3 protein-coding genes are annotated in these 3,413 nt (G+C 68.8%); 2 read left to right on the top strand and 1 reads right to left on the bottom strand.

All coding sequences use genetic code 11. The features are described from left to right. Positions 1-775, top strand: a 775-nt coding sequence (locus HUK84_RS12960) for a CBS domain-containing protein (RefSeq protein ID WP_176640665.1), incomplete at its 5' end; no start/stop codon positions are given. A gap of 12 nt (positions 776-787) precedes the next feature. On the opposite strand, the gene HUK84_RS12955 is transcribed toward HUK84_RS12960, so the two are convergent. Continuing rightward, the gene (locus HUK84_RS12955) at positions 788-2,185 is read right to left on the bottom strand and encodes a GGDEF domain-containing protein (RefSeq protein ID WP_176640664.1); all 1,398 of its coding nucleotides are present in this window, start codon (positions 2,183-2,185) and stop codon (positions 788-790) included. A 319-nt stretch (positions 2,186-2,504) separates the two neighbouring features. Here HUK84_RS12955 and HUK84_RS12950 point away from each other — a divergent pair. Continuing rightward, positions 2,505-3,413, top strand: a 909-nt coding sequence (locus HUK84_RS12950; RefSeq protein WP_176640663.1) for an NCS2 family permease, incomplete at its 3' end; no start/stop codon positions are given.

Below are 3,413 nucleotides of genomic sequence, written 5' to 3'. Positions count from 1 at the left end.
GGCGACCGGCACCCGGCCCAGCCTGGCCGCGGCGGCGGGGGCGTTCGGGACCGGGAACCTGGTGGCGCGCCTGGCGACGGTCAATCTGTTCCTGTTGCTGTTCAACCTGCTGCCGGCCTTTCCGATGGATGGCGGGCGGGTGCTGCGCGCGCTGCTGGGCTATCGCATGAGCTTCGTCCATGCGACGCAGGTTGCGGCCTCGATCGGGCAGGGGGTGGCGATCGGGCTGGGATTTCTGGGACTGCTGGGCAATCCGATCCTGCTGTTCATCGCGCTGTTCGTCTATCTGGGCGCCGCGGCCGAATCCCACATGGTGCAGTTGCGCCAGGTCGCGCAGGGGCTGATCGCGGGGGAATCCATGATGACGCGCTATCAGGCCCTGCCGCTGTCGGCCACGCTGGGCGATGCGGCGGATGCCCTGGTGCGGACGGCCCAGCCGGTCTTTCCGGTCATGGACGGGCAGGAGCGGCTGCGGGGCGTGCTGACCCAATCCGCCCTGGTCGCGCGGCTGCATGTCGACGGTCCCGACGGGGCGGTGGCGGATGCGATGGTGCCTGCGATTCCCGCCATCCATCCCTATCAGCCGCTGTCCGAGGCGCTGCGCCTGCTGCAGGAACCGCCCAGCCCGCCCGCGGTCGCCGTGGTCGGCCCGGATGACCGGCTGATGGGGTTGATTACCGCGGATACGATCGGCGAGGTGATGCTGACCCATGGCGTGAACAACCGCCCGCCCGTCGGCCCGGCCCGGCCGCCGGGCGACCGGGCGGCGGCCTGACGGGGCCGGGAGCTACGCCACCACGAGCGGTTCGGCCTCGGCGATCTCGGTCCGGTTGCGGCCCTTCTTCTTGGCCCGGTACAGGGCCGCGTCGGCCCGGCGCAGCAGGTATTCGTAATCCGGATGGCCGGAATAGAGCGCCGCGCCGATCGACACGGTCATGCGGCAGGTCGTGCCGTCGGGCATGGTCACGGCGGTCGCTTCGACCTGACGGCGCAGGCGCTCGGCGGCCTGGGCCATCCGGGTGCCGTCCGTGTCGCCCAGCACGATCAGGAATTCCTCGCCGCCATAGCGGAAGACCATGTCGCTGGGCCGGCAGGATTCTTCCACGACCCGGGCGACGGCGCGCAGCACGGCGTCGCCGCCGGCATGGCCGTGGGTGTCGTTGACGTGCTTGAAATGGTCCACGTCCAGAAACAGTACGGCAAGCGGCCGGCCGGTCTGGTTGGCCACCCGCAATTCGTACGACATGATCGACGGCAGGAAGCGCCGGTTCAGCACCCGGGTCAGCGGGTCGGCGGCGTCGCCGCCATTGCGGCTGCTGCGGAACAGCATGTCCAGGCTGTTCATGATCTCGGTTACGTCGGCGTGCAGCGCCGCCAGCGGGGCGGACATGTCGTCGCCCGCCGCGACGGTGCGCATGATCGCCGGCAGCCTGTCCTGGTCGATCCGGGCGATCAGTCCGGTCAGATGGGGGACGATCGCGGTGCCGTCGAACAGCAATCCGACCTTGTGGGTCACCCACAGGCCGAATTCGGAGCGGGCCAGCCCGGCGGGCCGCGGCGTGTCGGATGTCCGGGCGGCGCAGATCGTCCGCAGCACGTCGTAGCTCCAGGCCATCAGCGCCGCCTTCTGGGTCTCGCCCTCACGCGACAGGTCCTGGTTCAGCGCGAAGAGGCGATAGGCGGTGTCGGCCGCCGCCGTGCGCTCGCGGTGCCGCCAATAGGTGAAGGAAATCAGCCCCATCGCTCCGGAGAGGGTGCCGACGATGTAGATGACCGCGTCGGTGAACAGGTCATGGTCCAGCGTCCGCGTCCCCAGGGCCTGGATCAGGGCGCGCTGGATCAGCGATACGCCTTCGGACACCAGGGCGACGGAAATCCCGGCCCGGGCGTGGAAGCGCCCGATATGGCGCTGGGCCTCGACCAGGCGGGTCGGGGCGGGCGGCGTGGCGGGGAATAATTCGCCCAGCCAGCGCGCCAGCGAGGCATGCAGCCGGTCGGTCGTGGCGGCGTCGGCCAGAAAGCCGCCTGCCTGGGCATGTTCGGTGAAATGCGCGTAGAACGCGGCGACCAGCGCCGGAGTGTGGTCCCGGACCAGGTCGTGAACCACCTGGCGCGCGGCGGGCGACGTCGCGGCGAAGACGTGCTGCAGCGCGGCGTCGGCGGTCGAAGCCGATTCGCCCTTCATGCCTGATTCCGCCCGGCCGGCATGGCCGGTGTGGGGAAAACATTTCGGAAAACATATTGAATCGTCAAATCGGGCACTCTGTCGTCCTGGTAGTCTTCAAATTAAATCAAATGCTTAGATGGATACTGATTTCCGCAACCCATCATATGAATTTCGGGGGCGGGATACCAGCCAGGGGCCGGTCCGGCGATCGGGCGGTCATGGAGCGAAGGTTCGCCGGTCCGCGCGCGGCGCTCTTGCATCGTAACGGAAGCGGTAGGACAGTCGCGCCGCATACGGCCCGTGGGCCGGAAGACAGTCGCAGAGGGGGCAGGGACGGGTGAAGCAGGACGGCGCGGGGGTTCATGGCTGGGTCGATCGGACCTTTCACGTCACGCGTCGGGGGTCGACCGTGGTGCGGGAACTGGTTGCCGGGCTGACCACGTTCGGGGCGATGGCGTATATCATGATCGTCAACCCCGCGATCATGGCGCTGGCCGGGCTGGACCGGCACGACATGATCATGACCACCATCGCCGCCTCGGTCTGCGGGTCGCTGCTGATGGCGGTGATGGCCAACCTGCCGATCGCCCTGGCCCCGGCGATGAGCAGCAACCTGATCTTCGCCCAGGTCGTCGTGGCCCAGATGGGCATCGCGCCGCCGGTCGCCTTCACCATGGTGCTGATCGGCGGCGTGGCCTTCGTGCTTCTGTCGCTGAGCCGGTGGCGGCAGAAGATCGTCATGGGCTTCCCCGTGCCGGTGCGCAACGGCATCCATTGCGCGATCGGCGCCTTCATCGCGCATATCGGCATGGTCAGCGGCGGCCTGGCGGTGGCGGGGGCGCAGGGATTTTCCTTCGGCGCGCTGCGCGACCCCGCCGTGCTGCTGGCGACGGCGGGCCTGTTCCTGGCCGGGGCGCTGCGGATGCTGCGCGTGCCGGCGGGGATGCTGCTGTCCATCGTCGTGCTGACGGTGGCGGGCTGCTTCGTCCACCATCCGGACGGCACCGTGGTGACGCATCTGCCGGATCGCTGGATCGAATGGCCGCATTATCCGGCCCATCTGCTGTTCTCGTTCGATTTCCACGGGTTCCTGACCCATATCGGGCTGGTTCTGCCGGTGACGCTGTATTTCTTCCTGGGCGATTTCTTCGATGCGACGGGCACGATGATGGCCGTGACCCGACGGGCCGGGCTGACGGTCGAGGACGGCCAGCCCGTGCTGGGGCGCGCGGCCTTCGCCGCCGAC

This window comes from Nguyenibacter vanlangensis (assembly GCF_013376155.1).
Classification (GTDB): Bacteria; Pseudomonadota; Alphaproteobacteria; order Acetobacterales; family Acetobacteraceae; genus Gluconacetobacter; species Gluconacetobacter vanlangensis.
Note: the sequence above shows the minus strand (reverse complement) of the source record. Positions and strands in the feature narration are given on the sequence as shown.